Annotated in this window: 23 protein-coding genes; 21 read left to right on the top strand and 2 right to left on the bottom strand. The window is 72.1% G+C overall.

The window, feature by feature from the left end; translation table 11 throughout:
• Positions 1–1,421: 1,421 nt before the first annotated feature.
• From OG992_RS09485 to mltG, 6 genes are all read left to right on the top strand, one after another.
• Positions 1,422–2,117: a hypothetical protein gene (locus OG992_RS09485; protein WP_238686232.1), complete on the top strand. Its 696-nt coding sequence runs from the start codon at positions 1,422–1,424 to the stop codon at positions 2,115–2,117.
• Positions 2,118–2,266: 149 nt separating this feature from the next.
• Positions 2,267–2,731 carry a DUF948 domain-containing protein gene (locus OG992_RS09480; RefSeq protein WP_091401858.1) on the top strand — a complete coding sequence of 155 codons (465 nt, stop codon included), beginning with the start codon at positions 2,267–2,269 and terminating at the stop codon, positions 2,729–2,731.
• 30 nt (positions 2,732–2,761) lie between these two features.
• Complete coding sequence (locus OG992_RS09475) at positions 2,762–3,067, top strand: hypothetical protein (protein WP_091401860.1); 306 nt, start codon at positions 2,762–2,764, stop codon at positions 3,065–3,067.
• Positions 3,064–5,742 (top strand): alanine--tRNA ligase, encoded by a 2,679-nt coding sequence (gene alaS / locus OG992_RS09470; RefSeq protein ID WP_238686228.1) that lies wholly within the window; start codon positions 3,064–3,066, stop codon positions 5,740–5,742. Before OG992_RS09475 ends, alaS begins: the two co-directional genes overlap by 4 nt.
• A 72-nt stretch (positions 5,743–5,814) precedes the next feature.
• Positions 5,815–6,273: a Holliday junction resolvase RuvX gene (gene ruvX / locus OG992_RS09465; protein ID WP_112677948.1), complete on the top strand. Its 459-nt coding sequence runs from the start codon at positions 5,815–5,817 to the stop codon at positions 6,271–6,273.
• Positions 6,273–7,472 (top strand): endolytic transglycosylase MltG, encoded by a 1,200-nt coding sequence (gene mltG / locus OG992_RS09460; protein ID WP_238686227.1) that lies wholly within the window; start codon positions 6,273–6,275, stop codon positions 7,470–7,472. Before ruvX ends, mltG begins: the two co-directional genes overlap by 1 nt.
• A 112-nt stretch (positions 7,473–7,584) precedes the next feature.
• Here mltG and OG992_RS09455 read toward each other — a convergent pair whose 3' ends face one another.
• Complete coding sequence (locus tag OG992_RS09455) at positions 7,585–8,016, bottom strand: peptidoglycan-binding protein (RefSeq protein WP_238686226.1); 432 nt, start codon at positions 8,014–8,016, stop codon at positions 7,585–7,587.
• A gap of 268 nt (positions 8,017–8,284) precedes the next feature.
• Between OG992_RS09455 and OG992_RS09450 the strand changes: the two genes are divergently transcribed.
• The 14 genes from OG992_RS09450 (at position 8,285) to OG992_RS09385 (ending at position 24,713) form a co-directional block, all read left to right on the top strand.
• On the top strand, positions 8,285–9,115 hold the full coding sequence (locus OG992_RS09450; RefSeq protein ID WP_266303006.1) for a shikimate dehydrogenase: 831 nt from the start codon (positions 8,285–8,287) through the stop codon (positions 9,113–9,115).
• 267 nt (positions 9,116–9,382) lie between these two features.
• On the top strand, positions 9,383–11,089 hold the full coding sequence (locus OG992_RS09445; protein WP_266303005.1) for a glycosyl hydrolase: 1,707 nt from the start codon (positions 9,383–9,385) through the stop codon (positions 11,087–11,089).
• A 222-nt stretch (positions 11,090–11,311) separates the two neighbouring features.
• Entirely contained in the window at positions 11,312–13,249 is a 1,938-nt protein-coding gene (locus OG992_RS09440) for a hypothetical protein (RefSeq protein WP_266303004.1), read from the top strand.
• A gap of 128 nt (positions 13,250–13,377) precedes the next feature.
• Entirely contained in the window at positions 13,378–13,896 is a 519-nt protein-coding gene (locus OG992_RS09435) for a DapH/DapD/GlmU-related protein (RefSeq protein WP_238686223.1), read from the top strand.
• Positions 13,889–15,487: a lipopolysaccharide biosynthesis protein gene (locus OG992_RS09430; protein WP_266303003.1), complete on the top strand. Its 1,599-nt coding sequence runs from the start codon at positions 13,889–13,891 to the stop codon at positions 15,485–15,487. The genes OG992_RS09435 and OG992_RS09430 overlap by 8 nt, the downstream gene beginning before the upstream one ends.
• 68 nt (positions 15,488–15,555) lie before the next feature.
• Positions 15,556–16,848, top strand: a complete 1,293-nt coding sequence (locus OG992_RS09425; RefSeq protein WP_266305183.1) for an O-antigen ligase — start codon at positions 15,556–15,558, stop codon at positions 16,846–16,848.
• A complete protein-coding gene (locus OG992_RS09420; protein ID WP_266303002.1) occupies positions 16,845–18,482 on the top strand; it encodes a lipopolysaccharide biosynthesis protein in 1,638 nt (545 codons plus the stop codon). The genes OG992_RS09425 and OG992_RS09420 overlap by 4 nt, the downstream gene beginning before the upstream one ends.
• A gap of 8 nt (positions 18,483–18,490) precedes the next feature.
• Positions 18,491–19,393 (top strand): sulfotransferase domain-containing protein, encoded by a 903-nt coding sequence (locus OG992_RS09415; RefSeq protein WP_238686229.1) that lies wholly within the window; start codon positions 18,491–18,493, stop codon positions 19,391–19,393.
• Positions 19,390–20,652 carry a hypothetical protein gene (locus tag OG992_RS09410; RefSeq protein ID WP_238686220.1) on the top strand — a complete coding sequence of 421 codons (1,263 nt, stop codon included), beginning with the start codon at positions 19,390–19,392 and terminating at the stop codon, positions 20,650–20,652. Before OG992_RS09415 ends, OG992_RS09410 begins: the two co-directional genes overlap by 4 nt.
• A gap of 214 nt (positions 20,653–20,866) precedes the next feature.
• Positions 20,867–21,346 carry a UDP-N-acetylglucosamine--LPS N-acetylglucosamine transferase gene (locus OG992_RS09405; protein WP_124821238.1) on the top strand — a complete coding sequence of 160 codons (480 nt, stop codon included), beginning with the start codon at positions 20,867–20,869 and terminating at the stop codon, positions 21,344–21,346.
• The gene (locus OG992_RS09400) at positions 21,343–22,017 is read left to right on the top strand and encodes a glycosyltransferase (protein WP_266303001.1); all 675 of its coding nucleotides are present in this window, start codon (positions 21,343–21,345) and stop codon (positions 22,015–22,017) included. The genes OG992_RS09405 and OG992_RS09400 overlap by 4 nt, the downstream gene beginning before the upstream one ends.
• Positions 22,014–22,937: a glycosyltransferase family 2 protein gene (locus tag OG992_RS09395; protein ID WP_266303000.1), complete on the top strand. Its 924-nt coding sequence runs from the start codon at positions 22,014–22,016 to the stop codon at positions 22,935–22,937. Before OG992_RS09400 ends, OG992_RS09395 begins: the two co-directional genes overlap by 4 nt.
• Positions 22,938–23,031: 94 nt before the next feature.
• Positions 23,032–24,210 carry a chorismate synthase gene (aroC, locus tag OG992_RS09390; protein ID WP_091401884.1) on the top strand — a complete coding sequence of 393 codons (1,179 nt, stop codon included), beginning with the start codon at positions 23,032–23,034 and terminating at the stop codon, positions 24,208–24,210.
• The gene (locus tag OG992_RS09385; RefSeq protein WP_266302999.1) at positions 24,210–24,713 is read left to right on the top strand and encodes a shikimate kinase; all 504 of its coding nucleotides are present in this window, start codon (positions 24,210–24,212) and stop codon (positions 24,711–24,713) included. Before aroC ends, OG992_RS09385 begins: the two co-directional genes overlap by 1 nt.
• Before the next feature lie 103 nt (positions 24,714–24,816).
• Here OG992_RS09385 and OG992_RS09380 read toward each other — a convergent pair whose 3' ends face one another.
• Complete coding sequence (locus OG992_RS09380) at positions 24,817–25,545, bottom strand: alpha/beta fold hydrolase (protein ID WP_266302998.1); 729 nt, start codon at positions 25,543–25,545, stop codon at positions 24,817–24,819.
• Positions 25,546–25,624: 79 nt separating this feature from the next.
• Between OG992_RS09380 and OG992_RS09375 the strand changes: the two genes are divergently transcribed.
• Complete coding sequence (locus tag OG992_RS09375; RefSeq protein ID WP_238686215.1) at positions 25,625–26,623, top strand: YafY family protein; 999 nt, start codon at positions 25,625–25,627, stop codon at positions 26,621–26,623.
• The last annotated feature ends 8 nt before the right edge of the window (positions 26,624–26,631 follow it).

Genomic DNA, 26,631 nt, shown 5'->3' with positions numbered 1-26,631 from the left:
CCGCCGGGCGCGCGCCCGAGGGGCCTCGTCCGGCAGCCGGCGGGCGTCGCCGCGCCGCGGAACCCGACGAGCCGGTGGTGCCCCGCTCGGGTAACGCGCCACCAGTGCCCCGCTCAGGGAACGCGTCGTCGGTGCCCGAGGCGACCGGCGCGCACAGCGGCGCCCTGCCCACCACCGGCCCCGCCGACGGCACCGGTCGCCGCCGGATCGTCTCCGACCAACCGGAACGCCGAACGCCGCCCGGCGGCGAACCCCGCCCGGACCGGCCGGACCGCCCGGAGCGGCCCGCGGACTGGCTCCGCCAGGCCGGCCGCCTGCCACACACCGACCCCGGCCTGCCGGTCGTCAACCGCCGAGACGGCGGTTCGCCGGCCGGAGGTCGCCGTCCAGCGCCGCCCGCCGGGGCGGGAGACCTCACCGACCAGGCGTCGGGTCGGCTCGCCGTGCCCGACCCGGCCGCGGAACGCACCGCCGCCCGCCGGCCCGCCGGCCCGCCGGTCGACCCGGGCGCGGACGCACCGACCGGTCGTCGCGCCGTCCGGCCCGACGCGTCGGGATCCACCGGAGAGCAGGCCCTGACCTACCCCCCACCGCCCGGTGACCGGCCCGCCCGTGGGCGGGGCGCTGCGGCGGTACCCACTCCGGACCCCACCGGCCAGCGCGGCCGTGCCGTGGCGGCACCCGGCCCGGACGTACCGCCCGCCCCGGATCCGACCGGTCGACGACGGCGTGGACCGGCCGAGCCCGGCTCCGACGGTACGGCTGCCCCCGGTCGACAGGGACCCGCGAGCGACCACGGCGACGACCCGTACGCCGGCGGTCGACCCGGCGCCGGTACCGCTGCTCGGGGCGCTGCCCGCTCCGCCCCACCCGGCCGGGCCCGACCCATCCCCGGCGACGCGCCGGCACCCGGCACCGGGCGCCGTGGCGCCGACGGCCCACTGCGTCCCGGCCCGAGTGGCGAGGCGGCACCCCGGGACGCGACCCGTCCGGATGGTCCGGGTCGCGCGGTGGTGCCGCCGGGTGTGGACGGCCCGCCACGTTCGCGTCCGGACGGTCCGGCTCGCGCGGTGGTGGCGCCGGGTGTGGACGGCCCGCCGCGTCCGCGTCCGGATGGTCCGGCTCGCGCCGCCGTCCGTCCACCCGCCGGGCAGCCGCCAACCGACGACCGGACGACCGGTGAGCCCGGACCGGCCCGTGGTGCCGCGCCGGCCGGGCGAGCCGCGCCGGCCGACCGTGCCGCCGGACGTGCCCTGCCTCCGAATCGGGAACCCGGCCGTGCCGAGCCGAGCGGTGTCGCGCCCGTGCCGCCGCCCGGACGCGCCGGCGAGCCCGTCGGCGTGGCCCGCGCCGCCGCCGCGGTGCCCGCCGGGTCCGGCCCGGTGGACCGGCCGGAAACGGAGCCCTCCGACGGGCCGGCGCTGCGCTCGGCCGGTCAGGACGCGCCGGACGACGACGCCGCACCGGGTGCCCGTTCCGAGGAACGCCGGCAGACCCGTGAACGACGCCGTCTGCGCGCGGCGGTGTTGGTGCTGGTCAGCGTCGTGCTGCTCGGCGCGGTGCCGCTCTTCTTCGGCATCCGGACGCTGAGCCGTGACCCGGTCTTCGACAACCTGGACCAGCTCGGCGTGCCCGCCTGGGCGGCCGCGAAGACTGTCGACGACGTCAGCGGCAGCCGCTGGTGCCTGCTCGACTGCCGGCTGCGCGAGCGCACCGTCACCTCGGAGAAGGCGCCCACGGAGACGGCGCAGGTCTACGAGGACGCGCTGCGCCGCGACGGGTGGCAGCCGTGGAAGGTGAGCCGCTGCCCGGAGCAGCAGACGAAGGGCAGCTACACCTGCTGGCGTCGCGACGAGTTGACCCTCGACCTGTGGGTACGCGACCCGACCTGTGTGCCGCCGCCGGTGGACGGCGAGCCGGCGGTCGTGCCGTCCGGCGACCCGTCGGCCGCTGCGACCGAGTGCACCGGCTCGTTGGTGTCGGTGAAGGTGCGCAATGCGATCGACGACGAGCGGACCAGGCCGCAGCCGACCACCGACCCGTCACTGACCGGTGAGGATCCGTTCCCGACGGTCAGTGCGGATCCGCTGGGCGAGCAGACACCCTCACCGTCCTGAGCCGGTCTCCATCACGGACGGTAGGGTCTGGGGCTGGCGGGCGCGCCCGCTGCCGGTGACCGCCGACGGCTCGGCGGCCGGTACGGGTGGCATGGTTGTGCGTTCCGGGGACGTCGGGTCCTGCGGAACTCTGCTTGAGGAGGACAGGCGTGGGCGACTTTGGAGCGATCGCGGCGCTGATCGCGGCATCCGCGTTCGCGGTGCTGGTGCTCATCCTGACGCTGCCCATCCTGCGGCTGCGGCACACGGTTGACGCCACCACCCGCATGATCAACGACCTGAACGATCGGACCGCGCCGCTGCTCGGTGACGTGAACACCACTGTGAAGAACGTCAACACCGCGCTGGAGCAGGTGCAGACCTCGCTCGACGGTGTGAACCTCCAGCTGGCGAAGGTCGACACCATGACCAGCCACGCGCAGAACGTCACCGCCAACGTCGCCAACCTGGCCACCGTCGTCTCCGCCGCGGCCGCGAACCCCCTGGTCAAGGTGGCCGCGTTCGGCTACGGCGTGCGTAAGGCCGCCGCCGGCCGCCGGCACGCCGAGACCGAGCGCGAGGTACGCGACACCATCAAGCAGCAGCGACGGGCCGCGCGACGCGGCAACAGCTGATCGACCCGGCGCACCAGGAGGTAGCGGGACATGAGGCGCTTGTTCTGGCTCGGCATCGGGGTGGCCGTCGGTGTGATCGTGGTCCGCAAGGCGACCCGGACCGCGCAGGCGTACACGCCGGCGGGGATCGCCAGCTCGCTGACGGAATCCGCTGGCGGGCTCGTCGAGTCGCTGCGTAGTTTCGTGGAGGACGTCCGGGTCGGGATGGCCGAACGCGAGCAGGAGATCCACCACGCGTTCGCCCAGGGCGAGGCGTTCGACGACAAGTTCGCCGACCTGCGGGAAGACCCGCGAATCGGCGATCGAGAAATCTTTCCGGAGGAACACCAGCGATGAAGACGGCGGAGATCAAGCGGCGGTACCTCGCGCACTTCGAGGCGAATGGCCACACCGTGGTGCCGTCCGCTCCGCTGCCCGCCATCAGCGACCCGAACCTGCTGTTCGTCAACGCCGGCATGGTGCAGTTCGTCCCGTACTTCCTGGGTCAGCAGACGCCCGCGTACCAGCGGGCGGTCAGCGTGCAGAAGTGCATCCGTACCCCGGACATCGACGAGGTCGGTAAGACCAGCCGGCACGGCACGTTCTTCCAGATGAACGGCAACTTCTCCTTCGGGGACTACTTCAAGGCCGGCGCGATCCCGCTGGCCTGGGAGCTGTCCACGAAGCCGATCGCCGAGGGTGGTTACGGGCTGGATCCGGAGCGGATCTGGCCGACGGTCTACCTCGACGACGACGAGGCGTACGAGATCTGGCGATCGGTTGGCGTGCCGGCCGAGCGGATCGTGCGCCGGGGCAAGGCGGACAATTTCTGGTCGATGGGCATTCCCGGGCCGTGCGGTCCGTCGTCGGAGCTGTTCTACGACCGGGGCCCGGAGTACGGCCGCGAGGGCGGCCCGGCGGTCGACGAGGACCGGTACATGGAGTACTGGAACCTCGTCTTCATGCAGTTCGAGCGGGGTCCGGGCACCACCAAGGAGGACTACCCGATCCTGGGCGACCTGCCGGCGAAGAACATCGACACCGGCATGGGCCTGGAGCGGATGGCCTCGATCCTGCAGGGTGTCGACAACCTGTACGAGATCGACGAGGTTCGGCCGATCCTGGCCCGGGCGGCCGAGCTGACCGGTAAGCGTTACGGCGCGCACTCCGGGCATGTGGCCAGCGAGTCGCACCCGGACGACGTTCGGCTGCGGGTGATCGCGGATCACGTGCGGACCGCGTTGATGCTGATCGGCGACGGCGTGACCCCGTCCAACGAGGGTCGCGGGTACGTGCTGCGTCGGATCATGCGCCGGGCGATCCGGTCGATCCGGCTGTTGGGCTGGCAGGACCGGGCGCTGCCCGAGCTGCTGCCGGTGGCCCGGGACTGCATGGCGCCGTCGTACCCGGAGCTGGCGACCGACTTCGACCGGATCGCGGATTACGCGTACGCGGAGGAGGAGGCGTTCCTGTCCACTCTGCGGGCCGGCACCACGATCCTGGACACCGCGATCGCGGAGACCCGTACGGCGGGCGGCTCGGCGCTGTCCGGGGCGAAGGCGTTCCAGCTGCACGACACCTACGGTTTCCCGATCGATCTGACCCTGGAGATCGCCGCGGAGCAGGGCCTCACTGTCGACGACGAGGGGTTCCGGCGGCTGATGGCCGACCAGCGGACCCGGGCGAAGGCGGACGCGCAGGCCCGCAAGACGGGGCACGTCGACCTGTCGGCGTACCGGTCGGTGCTCGACGCGGGTGGTCCGGTGACGTTCACCGGGTACAGCGAGGTGTCCCGCGAGTCGACGGTGCGGGCGCTGCTCGGCGTCGACGGCCCGCGTCAGGCGGCGACCGAGGGCGACACCATCGAGCTGGTGCTGGACACCACCCCGTTCTATGCCGAGGGCGGTGGGCAGCAGCCCGACCAGGGCATGATCACTGTTGGTGGCGGGCAGGTCGAGGTCCTCGACGTGCAGCAGCCGGTGCCCGGTCTGATCGTGCACCGCGCCCGGGTCATCCGGGGCGAGGTACGCGCCGGTGAGGCCGGCTTCGCCGAGATCGACACGACCCGGCGTCGGGCGATCTCCCGGTCGCACACCGCCACGCACCTGGTGCACCAGACCATGCGCAACTTCCTTGGTGAGTCGGCCACGCAGGCGGGGTCGCTGAACGCCCCCGGTCGGCTCCGGTTCGACTTCAACACCCCGACCGGGGTGTCGCCGAGCGTTCTGCGCGACGTGGAGCAGCAGGTCAACGAGGTGCTCCTGGCCGACCTGGAGGTGCACGCCTTCATCACCTCGTTGGAGGAGGCGCGGCGCATCGGCGCGATGGCGCTTTTCGGCGAGAAGTACGGCGAGGAGGTGCGGGTCGTCGAGGTGGGTGACTACGCCCGGGAGCTGTGCGGCGGCACGCACGTGGCCCGCTCGGCCCAGCTCGGCCTCGTGAAGATCCTCTCCGAGTCGTCGATCGGCTCCGGTGTCCGCCGGGTCGAGGCGCTGGTCGGCATGGACGCCTTCGGCTTCCTGGCCAAGGAGCACCTGTTGGTCTCCCGGCTGGCCGAGCTGTACCGGGTGCCAAACGATCAGGTCGCCGACCGGGTGGAGCAGACAGTCACCCAGCTTCGTGACGCCGAGAAGGAGCTGGAGAAGCTGCGGGCCCAGCTGGTGCTGGGTGGTGCGGCGGCGCTCGCGGCGCAGGCCAAGGACGTGCGCGGGGTCGCGTACGTGGGCACCGAGGCGCCGGAGGGCGCGGCCGGCAACGACGTGCGCACCCTGGCCCAGGAGATCCGCGGCAAGATCGATCCGGCGCGGCCGGCGGTCGTCGCGGTGGCGGCTCGGTCGAACGGCAAGGCGTCACTGGTGGTGGCGGTCAACGCGGCGGCGCGCAGCCGGGGCCTGGCCGCGTCGGATCTGGTGAAGGCGGCGTTCTCCGGGCGCGGAGGAGGCAGCCCCGATCTGGCCCAGGGCGGCGGTCTGCCCGCAGCCGAGGCGCCGAATCTGCTGCTCACCGTCGAGAAGGCGATCACTGAAGCGTGATAGATCATCACTGTGAGTCAGGGCGGGCCAATTGGTCCGCCCTGGTTCGTACCCGGCCGGTGGTGACCGTCGGTGGCTGAACTGACGCGCGGTGTGCGGATCGGCGTGGATGTCGGTCAGGTGCGGGTGGGTGTCTCCCGCTCGGACCCCGACGGGATCTTGGCAACGCCGCTGGTCACCCTGGCCCGCGATCTCACGGCGGCGCCGGACGCGGTGCCGAGCGACCTCGCCGAGCTGGCCGCGTTGGTGGCCGAGCACGAGGCCGTCGGGGTTGTCGTCGGTCTTCCGGTCAATCTCGCCGGCAAGCATGGTCCTGCGGCCGTCCATGTGAAGGCGTACGCTGACCGACTGGTCGATGTGATAGCGCCTGTCCCGGTAACGCTCACTGACGAGAGGATGTCGACGGTGGTCGCTTCTCGTAGGCTTGCCGAGCGTGGCGTCAGAGGTAAACGTCAACGTGCGGTTGTCGATCAGGCGGCCGCGGTGGAGATCCTGCAGAGCTGGCTGGACGCGCAGCGGAGGCGGACGTAATGATCGACGATCTGGATCTTGGGTTCGACGAGCCGGAGCGGGGGGAGAAGGGTCGGCACCGGCGCGGCTTCCGCAAGGGCAAGGGCAAGGGCGGGTCCGGCGGCGGCCGGGGCAAGACATTCCTGGCTCTGCTGATGGCCCTGCTCCTGTTGGGCGGCATCGGCGGCGGCGCGTTCTACGGCTTCGACCGCATCCAGAACTACTTCGTCACCCCCGACTACGACGGCAGCGGGACCGGTGAGATCACCGTCGAGATCAAGAACGGCGCGCTGCTCGCCGACATGGCCGACGCCCTGGTGGCGGCCGACGTGGTGAAGAGCCAGAAGGCGTTCATCGAGGCGGCCGACGCCAACTCGCGCAGCAAGAACATCCAGCCGGGCACGTACAAGCTGCGCAAGCAGATGAGCGGCGCGAACGCCGTGACAGCGATGCTCGACCTGAAGAACAAGATCGTCAACGGGCTGACCATCCCCGAGGGCCGCACGAGCTTCAACATCTACAAGCTGCTCTCCGAGAAGACCAAGATCCCGGTCAAGGACTTCCAGGCCGCCGCGAAGGACCCGGAAGGGCTCGGCGTCCCGGACTGGTGGTTCAAGCGCGGCGACGGCAAGAAGAGCGTCAAGTCCGTCGAGGGCTTCCTCTTCCCGGACACCTACGAGATCCCGCCGAAGTCCACCGCCGAGAGCATCCTCAAGCTGATGGTGAACCGCTTCCTGTCGGTGACCGGGGAGATGAAGTTCGCCGACCGGGTGCAGGAGGAACGCAAGGTCAGCCCGTACGAGGCGCTGATCGTGGCCTCGCTGGCCCAGGCCGAGGCGGGCAACAAGGACGACCTCGGCAAGGTCGCCAGGGTGGCCTACAACCGTGCGTACGGCGAGTTCGACTGCAACTGCCTGGAGATGGACGTCACTGTCAACTACTACCTGGAGTCGATCGGTAAGCCGACCAAGTCGTCCAAGCAGATGACGGCGGCCGAGCTGGACGACCAGAAGAACCCGTACAACCGCAAGCTGCGGGGCATGATCCCCACCCCGATCAACAACCCGGGTAAGCAGGCCCTGGAAGGGGCGATGGACACGCCGACCGGCAAGTGGCTCTACTTCGTGGCCATCGACGACAAGGGTCACTCCGCCTTCGCTGAGACGTACGAGCAGCACCAGCGCAACGAGGCCAAGGCTCGCGAGGCGGGCATCATCTGATCGGCCGGGTCACGCCGTAAAAGGCTCCCTTCCCATTGCGACCGCAATTATGGTCGCTGTCGGAAAGGGGGCCTTTACGGTTCAGCGTTGACGCGCAATTACCGCGTCATTGTCAGTGACTGGTGCCGGTCCAGGTGCCGGTGCGCGGGTTGAGGAACGTCCACACGCCGTTGCTGTTCTGCTTGCGCAGACCGAACGTGCGGTTGTAGCCGTAGTAGAAGTACCCGGTCTGGGTGCTCGTGTCGAAGCCGGTGTTGCGGTTGACAGCGCCGTACGCCTTACCCCAGGTCTGCGGCCCGACCGACCCGTCGATGCCGACGTTCATCACGTCCTGCCAGGTCCTGGTCTTGGCAGCGGTGTTGGAGCCGAACTCGCCGTCGATGAAGCTCGTGCCGACGTTGCCGCTCAGGTCGTCGGCCCAGACGATGGCCTGCCAGAGCCGCACGATGTTGCCGCTCCGGACGCAGGAGCTGGACTGGCACAGCTGGTGGTTGTCGGACCAGCTGTTGGCTGCGGCGTCCGCCCGCGCGGGTGCGGCGGTCATCAGCGAAAGACTGAAAACCGCAGCAATCGCGATAAGGGCACGGAGAATGCTTTTGTTCAAGGTTTCCCCTTTTTCGATCGGCGCTTCCGTCCCCGGAATGCTTTCACCAACGTCGATGCGGGTCAAGCGATAGCCCGCTCGCCCGGGGTGGCCGCGGAGACGGTTCCCTGGTGCCCGGGCCGGGGTGCTGGGTACTGTCGATTCCGACGTGCGCGGGAGGGCGGGGAAGTGATGTCGACAGTGATCGGGCCACCGGCCGCGACCGGCGGTGACCGTGTCGACCCGTAGGGCGGCGGTGCTGGGCAAGCCGATCGCGCACTCCCTCTCCCCGGTGATCCACACCGCCGGTTACGTCGCCGCTGGGCTGACCGGGTGGTCGTACACCCGGATCGAGTGCGCGGCGGCGGAGCTGCCGGACCTGGTCGCCGGCCTGGGCCCGGAGTGGGCCGGGTTGTCGGTGACCATGCCGGGCAAGGAGGCGGCGCTCGCCGTGGCCGACGCCGCGTCGCCGGTCGCCGCCGCCGTCGGCGCGGCCAACACGTTGGTACGCCGTCCGGACGGCTCCTGGTACGCGGACAACACCGACGTCGCCGGCATGGTGCGGGTGCTTACCGACGCCGGTGTGACCGCCGGTGCCGCCGTGACGGTGCTCGGCGCCGGCGGGACGGCCCGCGCCGCGCTCGCCGCCGCCGCGCAGCTCGCCTGCTCGGCGGTGACGGTGGTGGCCCGCCGACCCGAGGCGGTCGACGAGTTGCGCCCGGTGGCCGACGCGGTGGGTGTCGCCCTGACGCCCGCGCCGTGGGCCGACGCGCCCCGGCAGCTCGCCACCGCCGACGTGGTCGTCTCCACGGTGCCGAAGGGGGTCGCCGACCCGTTGGCCGGCGCGGTGGCCTGGCGGTCGGGCGCGGTGTTCTTCGACGCGCTCTACGACCCGTGGCCGACCCCGTTGGCGACGGCCGCCGACGCGGCCGGTTGCCGGATCGTCTCCGGCCTGGACCTGCTGCTGGCCCAGGCCGTCGGGCAGTTCGAGCAGTTCACCGGCGTCACCGCGCCGAGGGCGGCGATGGCTGCCGCGCTGACTGCCGCTCGCGCCGGCTGACGGACCGGTCAGGCGGTCCGGCCGGGGTCACCGATGGTCGCCACCCGTTCCGGAAGCGCTTGCGACGCGCCCGTTGACTCCGCGCGTGCTGCCCGGGCAAGGTGTGTGGCGGGCTTCGGTCGTGTCTGCGGCCAGAGGCCCTGTTTTCCCGGAGGCGGTTCCTTAGCTGATGGTTAAGACGCGCTTACGGAAAACTGTCCTACCTGCCACATGTCCTGGTCATCGATACGCTGCTCACCGTTACGGACGCAGACACAGGGAGTTTCCTTGACCAGGCACGGACTGCACCGCATCACCCGGTTCCGTACTGGACCCCGGCGCAAGGCGATTGCCATCGGCGTGGTCGGCGGTTCGGTGGTGGCCGGCATCGTGGCGACCATGATGCCGCTGCTGGCCAGCGACGACCTGTCGATCCGGGCGGCGGCCGACACCACCGCCACCGCGGTGTCGCAGGACGGTGACAACGCGGCCAAGTCGACACTGGCCACCTGCGCGACGCGCTGCGACGGCAACCCGCGCGGTGGCCGCGAGGCGGTCATCGAGTTCGCGGTGACCACGGTGCCGTCCACAGCGGTCAACATCCGGGCGACGCTGCGGGTGCACGCCTGGCAGCAGTTCGCCGCCACGGTGACGGCGCACGCCTCGCCGCTGAGCGCCCGCGAGTCGCGGCCGCCGCTGACGTCGACCGGTGCCGCACTGGACAGCGTGACCAGCGTGTCCAAGGGCGTCAACGAGTGGGACGTCTCCAAGCTGGTCACCGGCAACGGCACCTGGACGGTCTCGTTGGCGCAGAGCGGCCTGGAGAGCCGGGTCTACTGGGCGTCGGTCGAGAACCGTAACCCGGACCTTCGACCCAGCCTGCTGATCAGCTACGACCTTGGGGCCCGGCCTTCGCCGGTGACGCCCACCCGGCCGGCGCCGCCGCCGTCTCCGAGCGCGTCGCCGACCACCGCCGCGCCGAAGCCGTCGCCGACCATCGCTCCGACCCGGACGGCGACCCCGAGCCCCAGCGGCACCCTCCCGTCCGGCAAGTGTGGCTCCGTCTCGGACAAGCTCGTCCCGTCCTGTGGCGCCTGGTGGGGCATGTACTCGCCCGCCGGGGCGGCCGGCGGCTGGGACCACGGCAAGGCCGTCACCGACGTGGAGACGCAGGTCGGGCGCAAGTTCGACATCGTGCACCGCTACCACGACTTCTCCAACGCCGGCAGCAACGGTGCCTTCCCCGACGTGTACGAGTCGCAGCAGATGCGCGAAGGCCGGTTGATGTTCTTCGCCTGGGAGTCGCGTGACTTCTCCGCCGGCACCACCCTCAAGTGGTCGGACGTCTACGGCGGCAAGCAGGACGACACCATCGACGCGGTAGCGGGCCGGATCCGCGCCGCGGGCGTCCCGGTCTTCATCGGCTTCGACCACGAGCCGGAGGACGAGCCGGCCAAGGGCAGCGACGCCGACTTCGTCCGGGCCTGGCGCTACGTCCACGAGCGGTTCGCCAACGCCGGCGCGACAAACGCGGTCTGGGTCTGGACGATGATGGGTTGGTCCGGGCACTACTCCCGGTACGCCGGCCTGTACCCCGGTGACCAGTACGTCGACTGGGTGGCCTACGACCCGTACAACTTCCACGTCTGCAACGGCAGCACTGTGTGGAAGAGCCCGAGCACGACGGTCGGTGGCTTCTACCGGTGGCTGGACGACAACGGGATCGGCGCGGGCAAGCCCCGGATGCTCGCCGAGTTCGGCACCAACTTCAACTCCGCCGACCTGGGTGCCAAGCAGCGCTGGTTCCAGGAGTTCCCGGCGGCGCTGAAGGCGCACCCGAAGATCAAGGCGGCGATCTACTTCAACTCGGCCGGTATGACCAGCCGCACGTCGACCTGCGACATGACGATGAACCACGACGCGTCGGCGGTGGCCGGCTTCGCGCAGGCCGGACAGGACCCCTACCTGCGGCAACCCACCGGAGGTAAGCGCTGACGTTCGAAACGGGCTGACCGGACGGCGTTCGTCGGGGGGTCGGACATCCGATCCTCCGGCGTTCTGTCGGCTTGCGGATTCATGCACCGCCCAATCGGCGGATTTTGTTAACCAGGCTGGACGAGGCACGCTACCTCGGGTTCTCATCCAATCTGGAGGCGCAGCGTGCCCAAACTCTCGCACTTGTGGCGTTTTGCAGGACGACGTCGTACTCGGGCGGGGATGGTCGCGTTGGCGATCATCGCCGCAGCTCTGGGCGTGCCCACGACCGCGTCGGCCGCAGTGGTACCGGCCCCGGCCACGGCGACCCTGGTGTCGGCGAACCCCGCCGACGCGACCCCGCACGCCCGAGACGGTGAGACCCGTGCCTTCGCGCAGGTGGGCAACACGGTCTTCGTCGGCGGCAGCTTCACCCAGCTTCGGCAGACCGCCAGTTCCGCGTGGGTCACGCAGCGCTACCTCTTCGCGTACGACCGGACCACCGGCACCATGTCGACCACGTTCCTGCCGGTGCTCGACGGCGCGGTCAACACGCTTCTCGCCGGCCCCGGCGGCACGCTGATCGTCGGCGGCACCTTCAAGAACGTCAACGGCGTCTCCCGGAAGAACCTGGTGGCGCTCAACCCGTCGACCGGCGCGATCATCGACAGTTGGGTCGGGCGTTCCGACGGCGGCACGGTCCGTGACCTGGCGCTGCACGGCAACTGGCTGTACGTGGCCGGTGCGTTCAACTGGCTCAACGGCACCGCGCACGCCGGTCTGGGCCGGCTCAACGCGACCACCGGCGCGATCGACCCGAGCTTCAGCATCGACGCCACGGTGGGACGGCACGGCACCACGTCGTACGTCTGGACCATCGACGTCGCGCCGGACGGCGGCACCCTGGTCGTCGGCGGCAACTTCACGCTCGTCAACGACCTGCCGCGCAACCAGATGGCGTTGGTGGACGTCTCCGGGACTCCCACGCTGCTCGACTGGAGCACCGAAAAGTTCGTCGCGCCGTGCGCCTCGCCGACGACCTTCGTGCACTACGTGCAGGACGTGAAGTTCGGTGGCGACGGCAGCTGGTTCGTGGTCGGCACCAACGGCGGCGCCGGCTGGCCGGCCGCGTACTGCGACGCCCTGGTGCGCTTCGAGACCGCCGCGCGGGGCTCTGGCCTGCTCGCCACCTGGGTCGACTACACCGGTAACGACACCATCACCTCGGTCGAGGTGGCGGACAACGTCATCTACCTGGGCGGGCACTTCCGGTGGGTCAACAACCCGAACGCCAGCGACAACGCCGGCCCGGGCGCTGTCGACCGGCTCGGCATCGCCGCCGTCACTCCGGCGACCGGCATGCCGGTGAACTGGAACCCGCGCCGTAGCGGCAGCGCCTCGATGCCGTCGGGCACCAGCAACTGGGGTTCGTCGGTGCCGGTGCTCTGGCGCGGCTCGGACGGCCTCTACTTCGGGCACAACTCCGATGGCATGGGCGAGGAGTACCACGGCCGGCTGGGCATGTTCCCGCTCGCCGGTGGACGCACCTTCACCCCGAAGAACCCGCCGTCGGCCACCACCGGCAACCTCTACCTCGGCACCGCCTCGGGCACCGTGGCGAAGGTGCCGTTCGACGGCACCGCGCTGGGCACCGCGACCAGTGTCAGCCAGCCCGCGTACACGGCGGCCGGCGCGACCTGGCGGGTGGACGACCGGATCTACTGGTCGCACTCGGTGGCCGGCACGCCCACCGGCAGTCGGATCGACATCTCGCTCTTCAACGGTGGCGCGATCGGCTCGCCGTGGGAGGCGTCCGGCTACAACGACTGGTACAACCCGGCGTTGCTGACCGGCGCCTTCTTCCTCGACGGCCGGCTCTACTACACCCGTACCGGGGCGAACGGCCTCTACTACCGCTACTTCGAGATCGACGGCAACTACCTGGGCGCCACCGAGTTCGCCCTGCCGACGACGGGAGTGACCTGGTCGACGGTGCGGGGCATGGCCTGGGTGGGCGGCCGGATCGTCTACGGCTCCACCGACGGCTCGCTGCGGAGTGTGCCGTTCGACCCGACTGCCGCGCCGAGCGCGGCGGTCGACGGCACCACGGCGACGGTCATCAGCAGCGCAACGCCCGAGTTGTCCTGGTCTACCCCATCGACGTTCTTCTCCGTACAGTAAGGGTCAACCGTTCGTAACGGAGCATCGGTAGATTGTTCACGTTGGGCCGGTGGCGGTACCCACCGCCGCCGGCCCGCGACGGTGGGGGAGGATCGTTGCTCGGCGCCGCTGGCATCCGAACGAGACGCGTGGTGCGTCTGGTCTTCGCGGTCAAACGCGGCTGGTATCAGCTCCGTTACCGACAGTTGACGCTCGGTCGGGACGTGGAGATCCGTGGCCGGATCCGGTTGCGGCGCGGTGTGCGGGTGACCATCGGTGACCGCACCCGCCTGAACAAACTCGTCCGCTTCGCCGGCCCCGGCGAGGTGCGCGTCGGCGCGGACTGTCTGCTCAACGCCACCTGGATCGGCACCTGGACGTCGGTCACCGTGGGGGACCGGTGCCTCCTGTCGGACTGCGAGTTGCTCGACAACGACTTCCACAACCTGCCCCCCGAGCAGCGGCACGCACCGCCCGGCCCGCTCACCCGTGCCCCGATCGTTCTCGAGGACAACGTCTGGGTCGGTGCGCACGCCCTGGTCCTGAAGGGCGTGCGGGTCGGTCGGGACAGCGTCGTCGGCGCGGCGACGGTGGTCCGCACCGACGTACCACCCGGCGTCGTGGTCGTCGGTAATCCTCAACAGACGGTGAAGAAGTTCCATGACTGATGCAGCGCCCGCCCCCTGGCCCACGGACGGCCCGTCCTCCGGCACCTCGCGTGCCGTGACACTGACCGACCTGCTGCGGGTGCCGATGCACCGGTTGCGGTTGGTGGCGGCGGTCGCCATGGTCGGTCTGCTCGCCGCGCTCGGCTACGTGCTGCTGGTGCCGGCGGCGCTGTCGGCGAGCGCCGTGGTAGCGGTCCGGCCGGTGGTGACCGACGCCTTCACCCCCAGCGGCGCGGGCGCCGACCGCGCTGTCAACATGAACGTGGAGAGCGGCATCGCCACCGGCACGGAGGTGGTGCAGCGCCTCGCCGACTCGGCCGGCGGCGACCCCCGTGACATCCGTGACGCGCTCGAGGTCGAGGTGCCCACCGGTGGGCAGATCCTGCGCTTCACCTACCAGGCGCGCGAGTCACAGCGGGCCGTGCAGAGCGCCAACATGGCCGCCGAGGCCTACCTGAGCGTGCGCAGGGCCATGTACGAGCAGCAGCGCGCCGAGATGCTGCGCTCCTACGACGCCAGCATCACCAAGGTCGCCGCCCAGCAGACCGCGTTGCAGAGGCGGGCGAACACCGCCAAGGACACCGCCGCCGGTGACGCGCTGGTGGCCGAGCTGGCCGGCATCAACAACCAGCTCACCCAGCTCAACGCCGCCCGTACCGAGATCGCGGCTGTCGACGTCAACCCCGGCTGGGTCACCCAGACCGCCGAGAAGGCGCTGGTCACCTCCGCCGGGCACCGGCCGCTCTACCTGGTCGCCGGCCTGCTCGGTGGCGCGCTGATCGGCATCGTGCTCGCGTACCTCTGGGAGTCGACCGACCGGCGGGTCCGCTCGGTCGCCGACGGCCGGGAGGCCTCCGGCCTTCCACTGCTCGGCACCGTACGCCGGCCGGGGTTCCGGGGTAGCCCCCGGGCCGTCGACGCCGACGTCCGGTACGTGGCGATGGCGGTCGCCGAGCGGGTCCGGCAGCCGGCCCGGGTGGCGCTGGTCACCGCCCGGGAGGACGCCACAGTGCTCACCGCCGGGCTCGCCGTGGCGCTCGCCGTGGACGGCCGGGAGGTCTTCGTCGCCGACGACAGCGGACGGATCGAACGGCTACGGGCCATCGTTCTCGCCGACCGGGGACGGCTGCCCATCGACCCGTCCCGGCCGCTGGTGCCCAAGCCCCGGCCGGCAGGCAGCACACCGGCCACCGCTGCCACCACGGAGAGCACACCCGCCCGTCGGCCCTCCCCGCACCCGCCCGGCGCCCGCCCGTCGACCGACCCCGACGCCACCCTGACGCTGCCGAGGGTGTCGTCCGCCCGCCCGGAGAACAGTCGCGTCGTCACCCCCGACGAGGTTGTCGTGGGTGTCGGCACTGTCCGGTTCGGCACCTGGCGGCAGGGCGCGGACCACGGCCTGGTCCTGTTCAACGCCCCGCCGGCCGAGTCCGACGAGCGTGGCGTGGCAGTGGCCCGGCAGGGCAGCGCGGTGGTGGTCGTGGAGCGCGACCGCACCCGGCAGAGTGACCTGCGACGCCTGGTGGAGCGGCTGCGCGCCGCCGGCGTCACCCCGCTGGGCTTCGTGCTCACCCGAAACGGTCGGGCCTGAGCGTGTCGGTGACCCGCGCCCCGGCGACCGAACCACCACCCGGAGGCGCTCCGCAGGAGGTCGCTCCGGTGCCGCCGTCCGCGCCGCCGCAACTGCCGCTCTGGCCGCTGTCGATGATGTTCGGCCTGGTGCCGCTCTGGTGGCTGTTCGGTGCGTTCTACCTCGGCTGGCCGCTGCTGGGTGCGCTGCTGTTCGCGTTGCTGCTCACCCGGGGGCGCGTGCCACTGCCGCCGGCGGCCGGCATCTGGCTGCTCTTCCTCGCCATCGTGGTGGTCAGCGCCACCCAGTTGTCGTCGCCCGCCTCGCTGCTCACGTTCGCCCTGCGGCTGGCCTTCTACCTGACCGCGCTGGTGGTCGGTGTCTACGTCTACGCGGCCGCCCGGGAACGCGCCAGCCTGGTTGCGGTGCTCACCCCGCTCTGCGCGTTCTGGTTCGGGCTGGTGGCGCTGGGCTGGCTCGGGGTGCTGATGCCCCGGCTGGCCATGACGACCCCGATGGAGATGCTGCTGCCCGGCGGGGTGGCCGGCACCCCGTTCATCCAGGACATGGTGCACCTCACCACCGCTGAGTACAGCGCCCGCTCGCTCAACCCGATCTATCGGCCGGCAGCGCCGTTCGCGTACACCAACAACTACGGCAGCGCGTACGCGATGACCCTGCCCTGCGTGGTGGCCTTCGCGATGCTGCGCCGACAGGGGCTGCTGCGCTGGGCGCTGCTGGCGTCGCTGCCGCTGTCGCTGGCGCCGGCGTTCCTCACCCTCAACCGGGCGATGTTCCTCAGCCTCGGCGCCGGGCTGGCGGTGCTCGGGGTGCGGGCCAGCCTGCGCGGCAACGTCCGGGTGGCCGCGTCCATCGTCGGGGTGGTGGTGATCGGCGGGTTGGCCACGCTGTTCATCCCGATCACCGAGCTGATCAGCAGGCGGGTCGACTCCAGCGACACCAACACCGACCGCCTCTCGCTCTACACCGAGGTGATCCGCCGCGTGCAGGAGTCGCCCTGGTTGGGCTACGGCGCTCCGGTGAACGTCGACACCGTGTCGGCGGCCGCGCCGATCGGCACCCAGGGGCAGCTGTGGATGGTGCTGTTCAGCCACGGCGTACCCGCGCTCATCTGTTTCCTGGCGTGGTTCGTCGCCGCGGCGGTGATCTGCGCGCGGGCGACGTCGGCGGCCGGGCAGTGGCTGGCGGTGGTGCCGGTGGTCTGCCTCGTGCAGGTCCCGTTCTACGGCATGGCCAACCAGAATCTCGCTGTCGCGTTCTTCGCTGTCGCCTTCGCGATGGCGCTCACCGAACGCGAACGGCTGACCCGGTTGGCCGGGGCGTCGCCGACGCCCGCGCGGACCGCGCCGGTGCCCGCGTGACCGCCGCGACCCGACCGTCGGCCGGTGCCGACGAGGGCCGGCCCACGTCCACTCCCGCCGAGGATCAGGCCGCGCCGTCCGCCGCCGAGAACAGCGGCTCGGCCGAGACCCGCCGCAGCGCGCGCAGCGGCGTGGCCGGGCTGCTCGGCGCGGCCACCAGCGGTCTGTTCGGGTTCGTGCTGGCAGTCGTGATCACCCGAAGCTACGGCCCGGCCGGCGCTGGCGCGTTCTTCGCCGCGATCGGGGTCGTCACGGTGGCCACCGCGATCTGCACGCTCGGCGCGGAGACCGGTCTGATGTGGGCGTTGCCCCGCCGCAGCGCCGGTGTGCGCGGTGACGCCGCCCGGGTGCTCCCGGTGGCGCTGATCCCGCCGCTGGTGACCGGGCTGTTGGTCGCCGGTGCGGGCGTGCTGGCCGCCGACGCCCTCGCGCCCCGGCTGCTGCGCGGCTCCGGCGCGAGCGGGGACGCCCTGCTCACCGTCACGTTCGCCGCGGTGCCGGTGGTGGTCGCGATGACCCTGCTGCTGGCCACGCTGCGCTGCGTGCGGCCCATCCGGGCGTACGTCGGGGTGCAGTTCCTGCTCCTGCCTGTCGCCCGCCCGGTGCTGGTCGGCGCGGCCGCCCTGGCGGGTGGTGGTCTGCTCGCCGGGATGACCGGCTGGTTGGTGCCGGCGGCGTTGGCGCTGCTGGCCTGTCTCACCCTCGTCGCCGGCCCGCTCGGGCTGGGCCGGGGCGCGACGCTGCGTCCGCAGCGCGCCGACTGGTCCACGTTCTGGCGCTTCGCGCTGCCCCGGGCCGCCTCGGCGGCTATCGACGCCGGCAGCATGTGGGTAGGTGTGCTGCTCACCTCGGTGCTGGCCGGGCCGGCGGACGCCGGTGTGTTCGGCGCCGTCGGCCGGTACGTGCTGGCCGGTCAGTTGGCCATGCAGGGACTGCGGGTGGCGGTGTCGCCGCAGCTGTCCCGGCTGCTCGGGCGCGGCGAGCGGGCCGCGGCGGCGGCCGTGCACCGACAGTTGACCACCTGGGGGCTGGTGCTGTCCTGGCCGGTGTACCTGCTGCTGGCGGTCTTCGCGCTGGCCTTCCTCCAACTGTTCGGACCGGAGTTCACCGCTGGTGTGCCGGCGATGACTGTGCTGGCGCTGGCGATGCTGGTCAACACCGGGGTAGGCAACGTGCAGAGCCTGCTCCTGATGGGCGGGCGCAGCGGTCTGCACCTGGTCGCCACAGTTGCCGGGTTGACGGTGACCGTCTCGCTGGGTCTCTGGCTGATCCCCCACTATGGCGCGACGGGAGCGGCGGTGGCCTGGGCGGCCGGCATCGCCACCGAGAACCTCACCGCCGCGGGGTTCGCCCGGTCGGTGGTTCGGGAGCCGCTGTTCGACGCCGCGATGGTGCGTGCCGCGGCGGCCACGATCGCCGGCGTGGGCCTGGCCGCCGGGGCCGGCGTGCTGGTGGGCGGTCGCGGCCTGCTCGGCCTCGCGGTGGCGCTTGCGGTGCTGCTGACCGGCTGCGTCGGCATGTTGACGTTGCCCCGGGTGCGCGCCGGCATCCGGGGGACCATGAGGCAGATCCGTGGAGGGGACAGCGCGGCCACGGCCGCCGAGCCCACCCCGGCATCGACGAGAGGTAGGTGAGGTTCGTCGTGGTGTCCATCCGTAACCGGGTCAAGCAGTTGGTTCCGACCCAGGTGACCACCCGGGTGAAGGAGTCGCTCGTCGACTACGGCGTTCGCACCAGCGACCGCCGGCCGCTGCCGGACTTCCTGATCATCGGGACCAAACGGGGTGGCACCACCTCCCTGTGGAACTACCTCATCCAGCACCCGTTGGTGCCCCGGCTCTTTCCCGCGTGGAACACCAAGTCGGCGCACTACTTCGAGGAGCACTGGGGCCGCGGCGAAGCCTGGTACCGGTCGCATTTCCCGACCGATCGGCAGCGCGAGGCCCTGGCCAAGCGGCACGGTGGGCCGGTCCGGGTCGGTGAGGCCGCCCCGCTGTACATGTTCCATCCGCTCGCCGCGCAGCGGGTCGCCACGCTGATGCCGTCGGTGAAGCTCATCGTGCTGCTGCGGGACCCGGTGGAGCGGGCGTACTCGCACTGGAAGGAACGCCGCACGCACGGCATCGAACCACTGGACTTCGCCGCCGCGCTGGCGGCCGAGCCGGAACGCACGGCGGGGGAGCGGGAGCGGTTGATCGCCGAGCCGGAGTCGTTCAGCGAGCCGTACGACTGGTACACGTACCGGGCCCGGGGGCGTTACCTGGAGCACCTGGAGCCGTGGTTGGAGCGCTTCGCCCGGGAGCAGATCCTCTTCCTGCCCAGCGAGGACCTGTACCGCGACTCGCGGGCGACCTACCGACGGACCTTGGACTTCCTCGGTCTGCCGGCGTACGACCTGCCCAACTTCAAGGTCTACAACGATCGGCGCTCGGCACCGCTGGAGCCGAGCGTGCGCGCTGAGCTGACCGACTACTACCGGCCGTACAACGACGCGTTGCGTCACCGGCTCGGGCTGGACCTCGACTGGGCGGACCGGGCCGCGTGACGACCCGGGTGGGCCCGGCCGCCGACCCGCGTTCACGGGTGGACGGCCTGGGTTGGGTGAGCCGCGCGGTCTTCCCGGACGACCGGGTCGGTCTGACAGTGGACGGCGCCCCGCCTGCCGGTCACCGGGCGGTGGCCCGGTACGCGGTGGTGCCGTCGGTCGCCCGGGCCCGGTTCCTGGTGCCGTTGGGCGCGCCCCGGGCCGGGGCGGCGTCCCTGTTGGCGTACAACGCCCTGCGGCCACCGAAGGTGCGCGCGCTGCGGGCGGTGCTCGGTGGGCTGGCCCGGTTCGGTCGGGTGGGGCTCGCGCCCTTTCCCACGTTGACCGTCTCGGTGCCGGCCGGGGTGCCGGCCGCGGAGTTGCTGCTGAGCGAGCGGCTCTCCGCCGACCTGGGTGACACGCCGCTGCTGGCCGCGTTCGGGGTCCGCCCGCCCGACCCGAACGGCAAGCCCACACTGCAACTCTTCAGTGCCGACGGGCGTCCGCGCGGCTACGCGAAGATCGGCTGGAACGACGCGACCCGTGCGCTGGTCAGCGCGGAGGCGGCGGCGCTGCGGGCGTTGCGCGAGGTGGTCGGCGTCGCCGACCACCCGACGCCGCCGCGGCTGCTCACCGAGACGTCGTGGGCCGGCCAGGTGGTCGCGGTGATCGAGCCGTTGCCCCCGGCGGTACGCGGTGTGCCGGTGGACGACCCGCCCCGGATCGCGGCGCTGCTCGCGGTCGCCCGGCGGGGCGGCCCGGCGGGCACACCTCGACCGCTGGTCGACTCGACCTTCCTGCGCCGGCTGGCCGATCAGGCCGGCCGGGCCGCCGCGACCGAGCCGGCCGGTGCGCGGGCGGTCGCCGCGGTTTCGGCGTTGGCCCGCCGGCATGGCGACACCAGCGTCGAGTTCGGTCACTGGCATGGTGACTGGGTGCCGTGGAACCTGGGCTGGCACGCCGGCCGGTTGGTCGCCTGGGACTGGGAGCACAGCGGGCCGGACGTGCCGGTCGGCTTCGACCTGGCGCACGACGCGTTCCAGCGGGCCCTCGTCCTGCGCGGGGAGCCGGCCGACGCCGCAGCCTCGGCAGTGGACGGATATCTGAGCCGGCACGGTGAGCGGCTCGGCCTCGACGCCGCGCAGCGCCGGCTCGTCGCCGACGCGTACCTGGTGGAGATGTGGTTGCGGACGTGGCGGCTGGCCGACGCGGGCGCGGGCTGGAACGGCGCCCTGCATCCCGCACTCTTGGACGTCATCGAGAAAAGACATAGCGGCTGATCTGGAGGAATCGCGGCGACGACGGTGCGCCGCAGAGTGACGACATAATCGCAGGTGGTGATGACGATCGATGGACCTCGGACGTTCGGTGTACCGCACCGCCCGCTGTGGAGATCGTCATCTCGGCCGGTCGCGCTATTCAACGACCGGGGATCGTGTGATCTGCTTCTGCCTGGCGTGAACTGAAATTCCAAGCGAACTTGTGGGGAGTCGCGTGGACACGAACAACGACGACAGTGGGGCGCCGGTGCTGCTGCTGGTCGGCTCCAGCGGCGGCCATCTGGCCCAACTACTGGCCCTGCGGCCCTGGTACGAACAGTGGCGGCGCTGCTGGGTCACCTTCGACACCCCGGAGGCGGTGTCACTGCTGGCCGGCGAGGATCTGGTACCGGCGCACCACCCGACCACCCGCAACGTGCCGAACCTGCTGCGCAACGCGCTGCTGGCCTGGCGGGTGCTGCGGGCGCGGCGGGTGGCCGCCGTGGTCACCACCGGTGCCGGTGTGGCGGTGCCGTTCGTGGTGCTGGCCCGGCTGCGGCGCATCCCAACCGTCTACATCGAGGTGTACGACCGGATCGACACCCCGACGTTGACCGCTCGGCTCTGCCGGCCCTTCCTGTCCGCGATGCTCGTGCAGTGGGACGAGCAGCGCCGGCAGTATCCCGAGGCGACAGTCGTCGGGACGCTGCTGTGACGGGGGAGACGGGCACCGCCCGGCGTCCGCAACCCCGGCCGGTCACCGAGGCGGCCCGCCTGCCGCGCCAGCGCGACAGCTCGGCCGTCGCCCAGCTCCGGCTGCTGGTCGCGGTGGGCACCGACAAGCACCCTTTCGACAGGCTCGTCGACTGGTTGGCGCAATGGCACGCGCATGCCTCCGGCCCGATCGGGCTGACCATGCAGCACGGGCATACCGCAGCGCCCCAGCTGAGCGGCGCGGTGCCGTTCCTCGGCCACGACGCGTTGCAACAGGCGATGATTGATGCGGACCTGGTCGTCTGCCACGGTGGCCCGGCGACCATCCTGGAGGCCCGCCGGCACGGTCACCTGCCCATCGTGGTGCCCCGCGATCCGGCTCGCGGTGAGCACGTCGACAACCACCAGCTCCTCTTCGCCCGTCGGCTCGGCGCCGCCGGGCTGGTGGCGCTCTGCGAGACCCGGGAGGCCCTGCACGACGCGTTGGCCGCCGGGGTGGCCGACCCGTCCCGGTACGCGGTGGCCGCCGACCCGGAGGCACACGAGGCACGACGGGCGGCGGTGGCCCGGGTCGGGCAGATCGTCGACGACCTGGTGGCCCGTTCGACCCCGCGCCCACCCCGGTGGCGGGCCTGGTCCCGGCCGCGCCCGGGTACGAAGGAGATTCGATGACCCAGCAGCCGACCGTCAGCGTCGTGGTGCCCACCCGGGACCGCCCCGAGCTGCTGCGGGCCGCGGCGCGCGCGATCCTGGCACAGGACTACCCGGCCCTGATCGAGGTCGTCGTGGTGTTCGACCAGTCCGCGCCGGACGAGTCGCTGACCGAGCTGGGGAGCGGCCCGGCCCGCGTGGTGCGGGTGATCCGCAACGCGCGTACCCCCGGGTTGGCCGGTGCGCGCAACAGCGGCACCCTCGCGGCGGAGGGCGAGCTGGTCGCGTTCTGCGACGACGACGACGAGTGGCTGCCCGGCAAGCTGGCCGCCCAGGTCGACGCGCTGGTCGGCGACCCGGCCGCCGAGTTCGTCTGCTGCGGCATCCGGGTCAACTACGACGGGCACACCGTCGACCGGGTGCTCGACAAGGACCGGATCACCCTGGACGACCTGCTTCGCGACCGGATGACGGAGCTGCACCCGTCGACCTTCCTGATCCGCGCCACCGCGTTGCGCAACGGGTTCGGGCTGGTGGACGAGGAGATCCCGGGCAGCTACGCGGAGGACTACGAGTTCCTGCTGCGGGCCGCGCGCAGCGCGCCGCTGATCAACCTGCGGACGCCGTCGGTGCTGGTCCGCTGGCACAAGCGCTCGTACTTCGCGCAGCGTTGGGACACCATCTCGGAGGCGTTGCAGTGGTTGCTGCGGCGCTACCCGGAGTTCGCCAGTCAACCGGCCGGCGAGGCCCGGGTGGCTGGGCAGATCGCGTTCGCCCAGGCCGCCTCCGGCGACCGCCGGGGCGCGCTGCGCTGGGCCCGGCGCACCCTGCGGAGCAACCCCCGCGAGCCGCGCGCCTACCTGGCCCTCGCCGTCGCCGGTCGGGTGGTCCGGGCCGACGCGGTGCTGCGCACCCTGCACAAGCGCGGTCGGGGGATCTGAGCCGCCGCCCGCGTGAGCGGGCGGCGGCGTCCGCTGGGCGGGACGCGACGGGGAGCGCGCCGCGGCGGTGGCCCGCCGTGACAGACTGACCGCTGTGTTGCGCTGGCTGACTGCAGGTGAATCGCACGGTCCCGCCCTCGTCGCGATGTTGGAGGGGGTGCCGGCCGGCATCGAGGTGACCACCACCGAGATCGCCGACGAGCTGGCCCGTCGACGGCTGGGCTACGGGCGGGGTGCCCGGATGTCGTTCGAGCGCGACGAGGTCGAGCTGCTCGGCGGCCTGCGGCACGGCGTGACCCTGGGCAGCCCGGTGGCGATCCGGGTCGGCAACTCCGAGTGGCCGAAGTGGCAGACCGTGATGGCCGCCGACCCGGTCGACCCCGACGAGCTGGCCCGGCAGGCCCGCAACGCCCCGCTGACCCGCCCCCGGCCCGGCCACGCGGACCTGGCCGGCATGCAGAAGTACGGCCACACCGACGCTCGGCCGATCCTGGAGCGCGCCAGCGCACGGGAGACCGCCGCGCGGGTGGCCGTCGGCACTGTCGCCAAGGCGCTGATCCGTCAGGCGCTCGGTATCGAGATCGTCTCGCACGTCGTCGAGCTGGGCCCGGTGGCCGCGAAGCCCGGCCTGCGTCCCACGCCGTCCGACACGGCCCGGATCGACGCCGACCCGCTGCGCTGCCTCGACCCGGAGGCCAGCGCCCTGATGGTCGCCGAGGTCGATGCCGCGAAGAAGGCCGCTGACACCCTCGGGGGTGTGGTCGAGGTGCTGGCGTACGGGGTGCCACCGGGGCTGGGCAGCCACGTGCAGTGGGACCGCAAGCTCGACGCCCGGCTGGCCACCGCGCTGATGTCCATTCAGGCGATCAAGGGCGTGGAGATCGGCGACGGCTGGCAGCAGGCCCGCTCGCGCGGTTCGGAGGCGCACGACGAGATCATCCCGTCGGCCACCGGCGTCCGCCGGGTCACCGACCGGGCCGGCGGCCTGGAGGGTGGCATCACCACCGGTGAGCCGCTGCGGGTCCGCGCCGCCATGAAGCCGATCTCCTCGCTGAACCGGGCGCTGGCCACCGTGGACGTCACCACCGGCGAGCCGGCCACCGCGATCAACCAGCGCTCCGACGTCTGCGCGGTGCCCGCCGCGGCGGTGGTCGCCGAGGCGATGGTGGCGCTGGTGCTGGCCGAGGCGGCCACCGAGAAGTTCGGTGGAGACTCGATCGCCGAGATCCGCCGCAACCTGGCCGGGTACCTCGACGCGTTGGTCATCCGCTGATGGCACCGGTCGTCGTGCTGGTCGGCGCGCCCGGGTGCGGCAAGACCACCGTCGGGCGGGCGCTCGCCGCCACGCTCGGGGTGGAGTTCCGCGACACCGACACCGACATCGAGCAGATGGCCGGCAAGCCGATCCCGGAGATCTTCATCGACGAGGGTGAGGCCCACTTCCGTACCTTGGAACGGGCCGCCGTGGCCGCGGCGCTGGCTGGCGGCACGGGCGTGCTCGCCCTCGGCGGCGGCGCGGTGCTGGCCGAGGAGACCCGGGCGGCCCTGATCGGGCACCGGGTGGTGCACCTCTCGGTCGAGCTGCCCGACGCGGTGCGGCGGGTCGGGCTCGGCGCCGGCCGGCCGCTGCTGGCGATCAACCCACGGGCGACCCTCAAGCACCTGCTGGACCAGCGCAAGCCGCTCTACGCCGAGGTCGCCACCGAGACGGTGGTCACCGATGGCCGAGCCCCGACGCAGGTCGTCGCCGACGTCGCCGCTCTGCTTCCGCGCTGACGCGGACCTGTCGCGCCGATCTTGCACTTACCGTGCCGACGTAGGGGGCGTTTCCCCCCATCTCGGCAACCGGAACCGCAAGATCGGCGCAGAGGGGTGGTCCTCAGCTGCGGGCGATCAGGTCGAGGACGTCGGCCAGAGCCTTCGGCTCGCTGAGCATCGGCCAGTGCCCGGTGGGCAGCTCATGCAGCTGGCCGTCGGCCAGGCCGGTGAAGAACGGATGCTCCTGTTGGATCATCTGCCGCACCACGTCGAGCGGGAACGTGCTGGCGACCAGCGCGGTCGGCACCGGGCGCCCACCGGTGCGTCGGACCGGGTCGGTGGCGGCCCGTAGCGGCTGCGGGGTGGCCCGGGTACGCAGCAGCGCGAGCGTCGGCTCGTCCAGGCCGGCCAGGTTGGTCGGGTCGGCGGCCGGATCCCAGGCCGGCGGCGGCAGCAGGTGTCCGGTGCCGATCGCGGCCCGCAGCCGCTGCTGCTCCTCCGGCGGCAGCGTGTCGAACTGCGCCGTGCCGTCCGGCAACGGCCCGCTCTCCACGTAGACGATCCGGGCGATCCGGTCCGGGATGCGGTCCACCGCCTGGGCGGCCGGCATCCCCCCGCCGGAGTGACCGACCAGCAGTACGTCGCGCAGGTCCTTGACCTCGATCAGTCGGACGATGTCGGTGGTGTGCGTGTCCAGGCTGACCTCCGGCCCGGCGAGATGGTCGCGTTCGCCCACCCCGGTCAGCGTCATCGGATAGACCTCGTGCCCCTGCGACCGCAGCGCGACGGTCACGTCCCGCCACGCCCAGGCACCCAGCCAGAATCCCGGCACCAGCACGAATGTCGCCATCTGTGGCTCCTTCTCTCGGCTACCGACAGACCGTACGATCTATTCCGGACAGGATCCGCCCGGTTTTGAGGAGTGGCCCGTGTCACATCCCGCAGGACGGGTGCTGGCCCTGCTCGAACTGCTGCAGACCCGGCACCGGTCGACGGCCGCCGAACTCGCCGGCCGCCTCGGTGTGGACGAGCGGACCGTGCGCCGGTACGCCACCACGCTTGTCGAACTGGGCATCCCCGTCACCGCCGACCGGGGCCGATACGGCGGCTACCGGCTGCACTCCGGCTACAAGCTGCCCCCGCTGATGCTCACCGACGACGAGGCGGTGGCCGTGCTGCTCGGCCTCGTCGTCGCCGAACGGGTCGGGCTCGCCACCGAACAGCCCGCCACCGCCACCGCCCTGGCGAAGATCCGCCGGGTGCTGCCGGCGGCGCTCGCCGACCGGCTCGCCGCCGTCCAGGAGCACCTGGGCTTCACCCTGCGTCGTCCGGAGCCGGAACGCGGACCGGCGTCGGGCACCCTGCTCGCGCTGGCCTCGGCCACCCGGCACCGACAGCGGGTGGCGCTGGACTACCGCTCCTGGCGCGGCGAGCAGTCGCACCGCGAGCTCGACCCGTACGGGCTGGTCTTCCACTCCGGCCGTTGGTATGTCACCGGCCACGACCACCGACGCGGCGAGATCCGCACCTTCCGACTGGACCGGATCGGCACGGTGACGCCCGGCGCGGCGACGTTCACAGTGCCGGACGGCTTCGAGGCGGTGGCCTGGGTGACCCGGTCGCTGGCCGGCGTGCCGTACACGCACGAGGTGGAGGTCGTGCTGGAGACCGACCTGGTCGCCGCCCGCCGCCGCATCCCGCCCAGCGTCGCCGAGTTGACCGCCACCACCGACGGGGTGCTCCTGCGGGCCCGAGCGGAGAGCCTGCCCGGGATGGCGGCGCTCCTCGCCGGACTGGGGTGTCCGTTCACAGTGCGGCATCCGGACGCGCTGCGCGCCGCGGTGGCCGAACACGCCCGCCGGTTGGCGGACTGGGCCGCTCGGCCAGCAGGTGGACAGCCGCCCTCGCCGCGCCGCCCGCTGGACTAGGCTGCCGG

The sequence above is a fragment of the Micromonospora sp. NBC_00362 genome, assembly GCF_026342155.1.
Taxonomy (GTDB): Bacteria; Actinomycetota; Actinomycetes; order Mycobacteriales; family Micromonosporaceae; genus Micromonospora; species Micromonospora hortensis.
The sequence above is the reverse complement of the archived record's forward strand: the minus strand, read 5'-3'. Positions and strand labels throughout refer to the sequence as shown.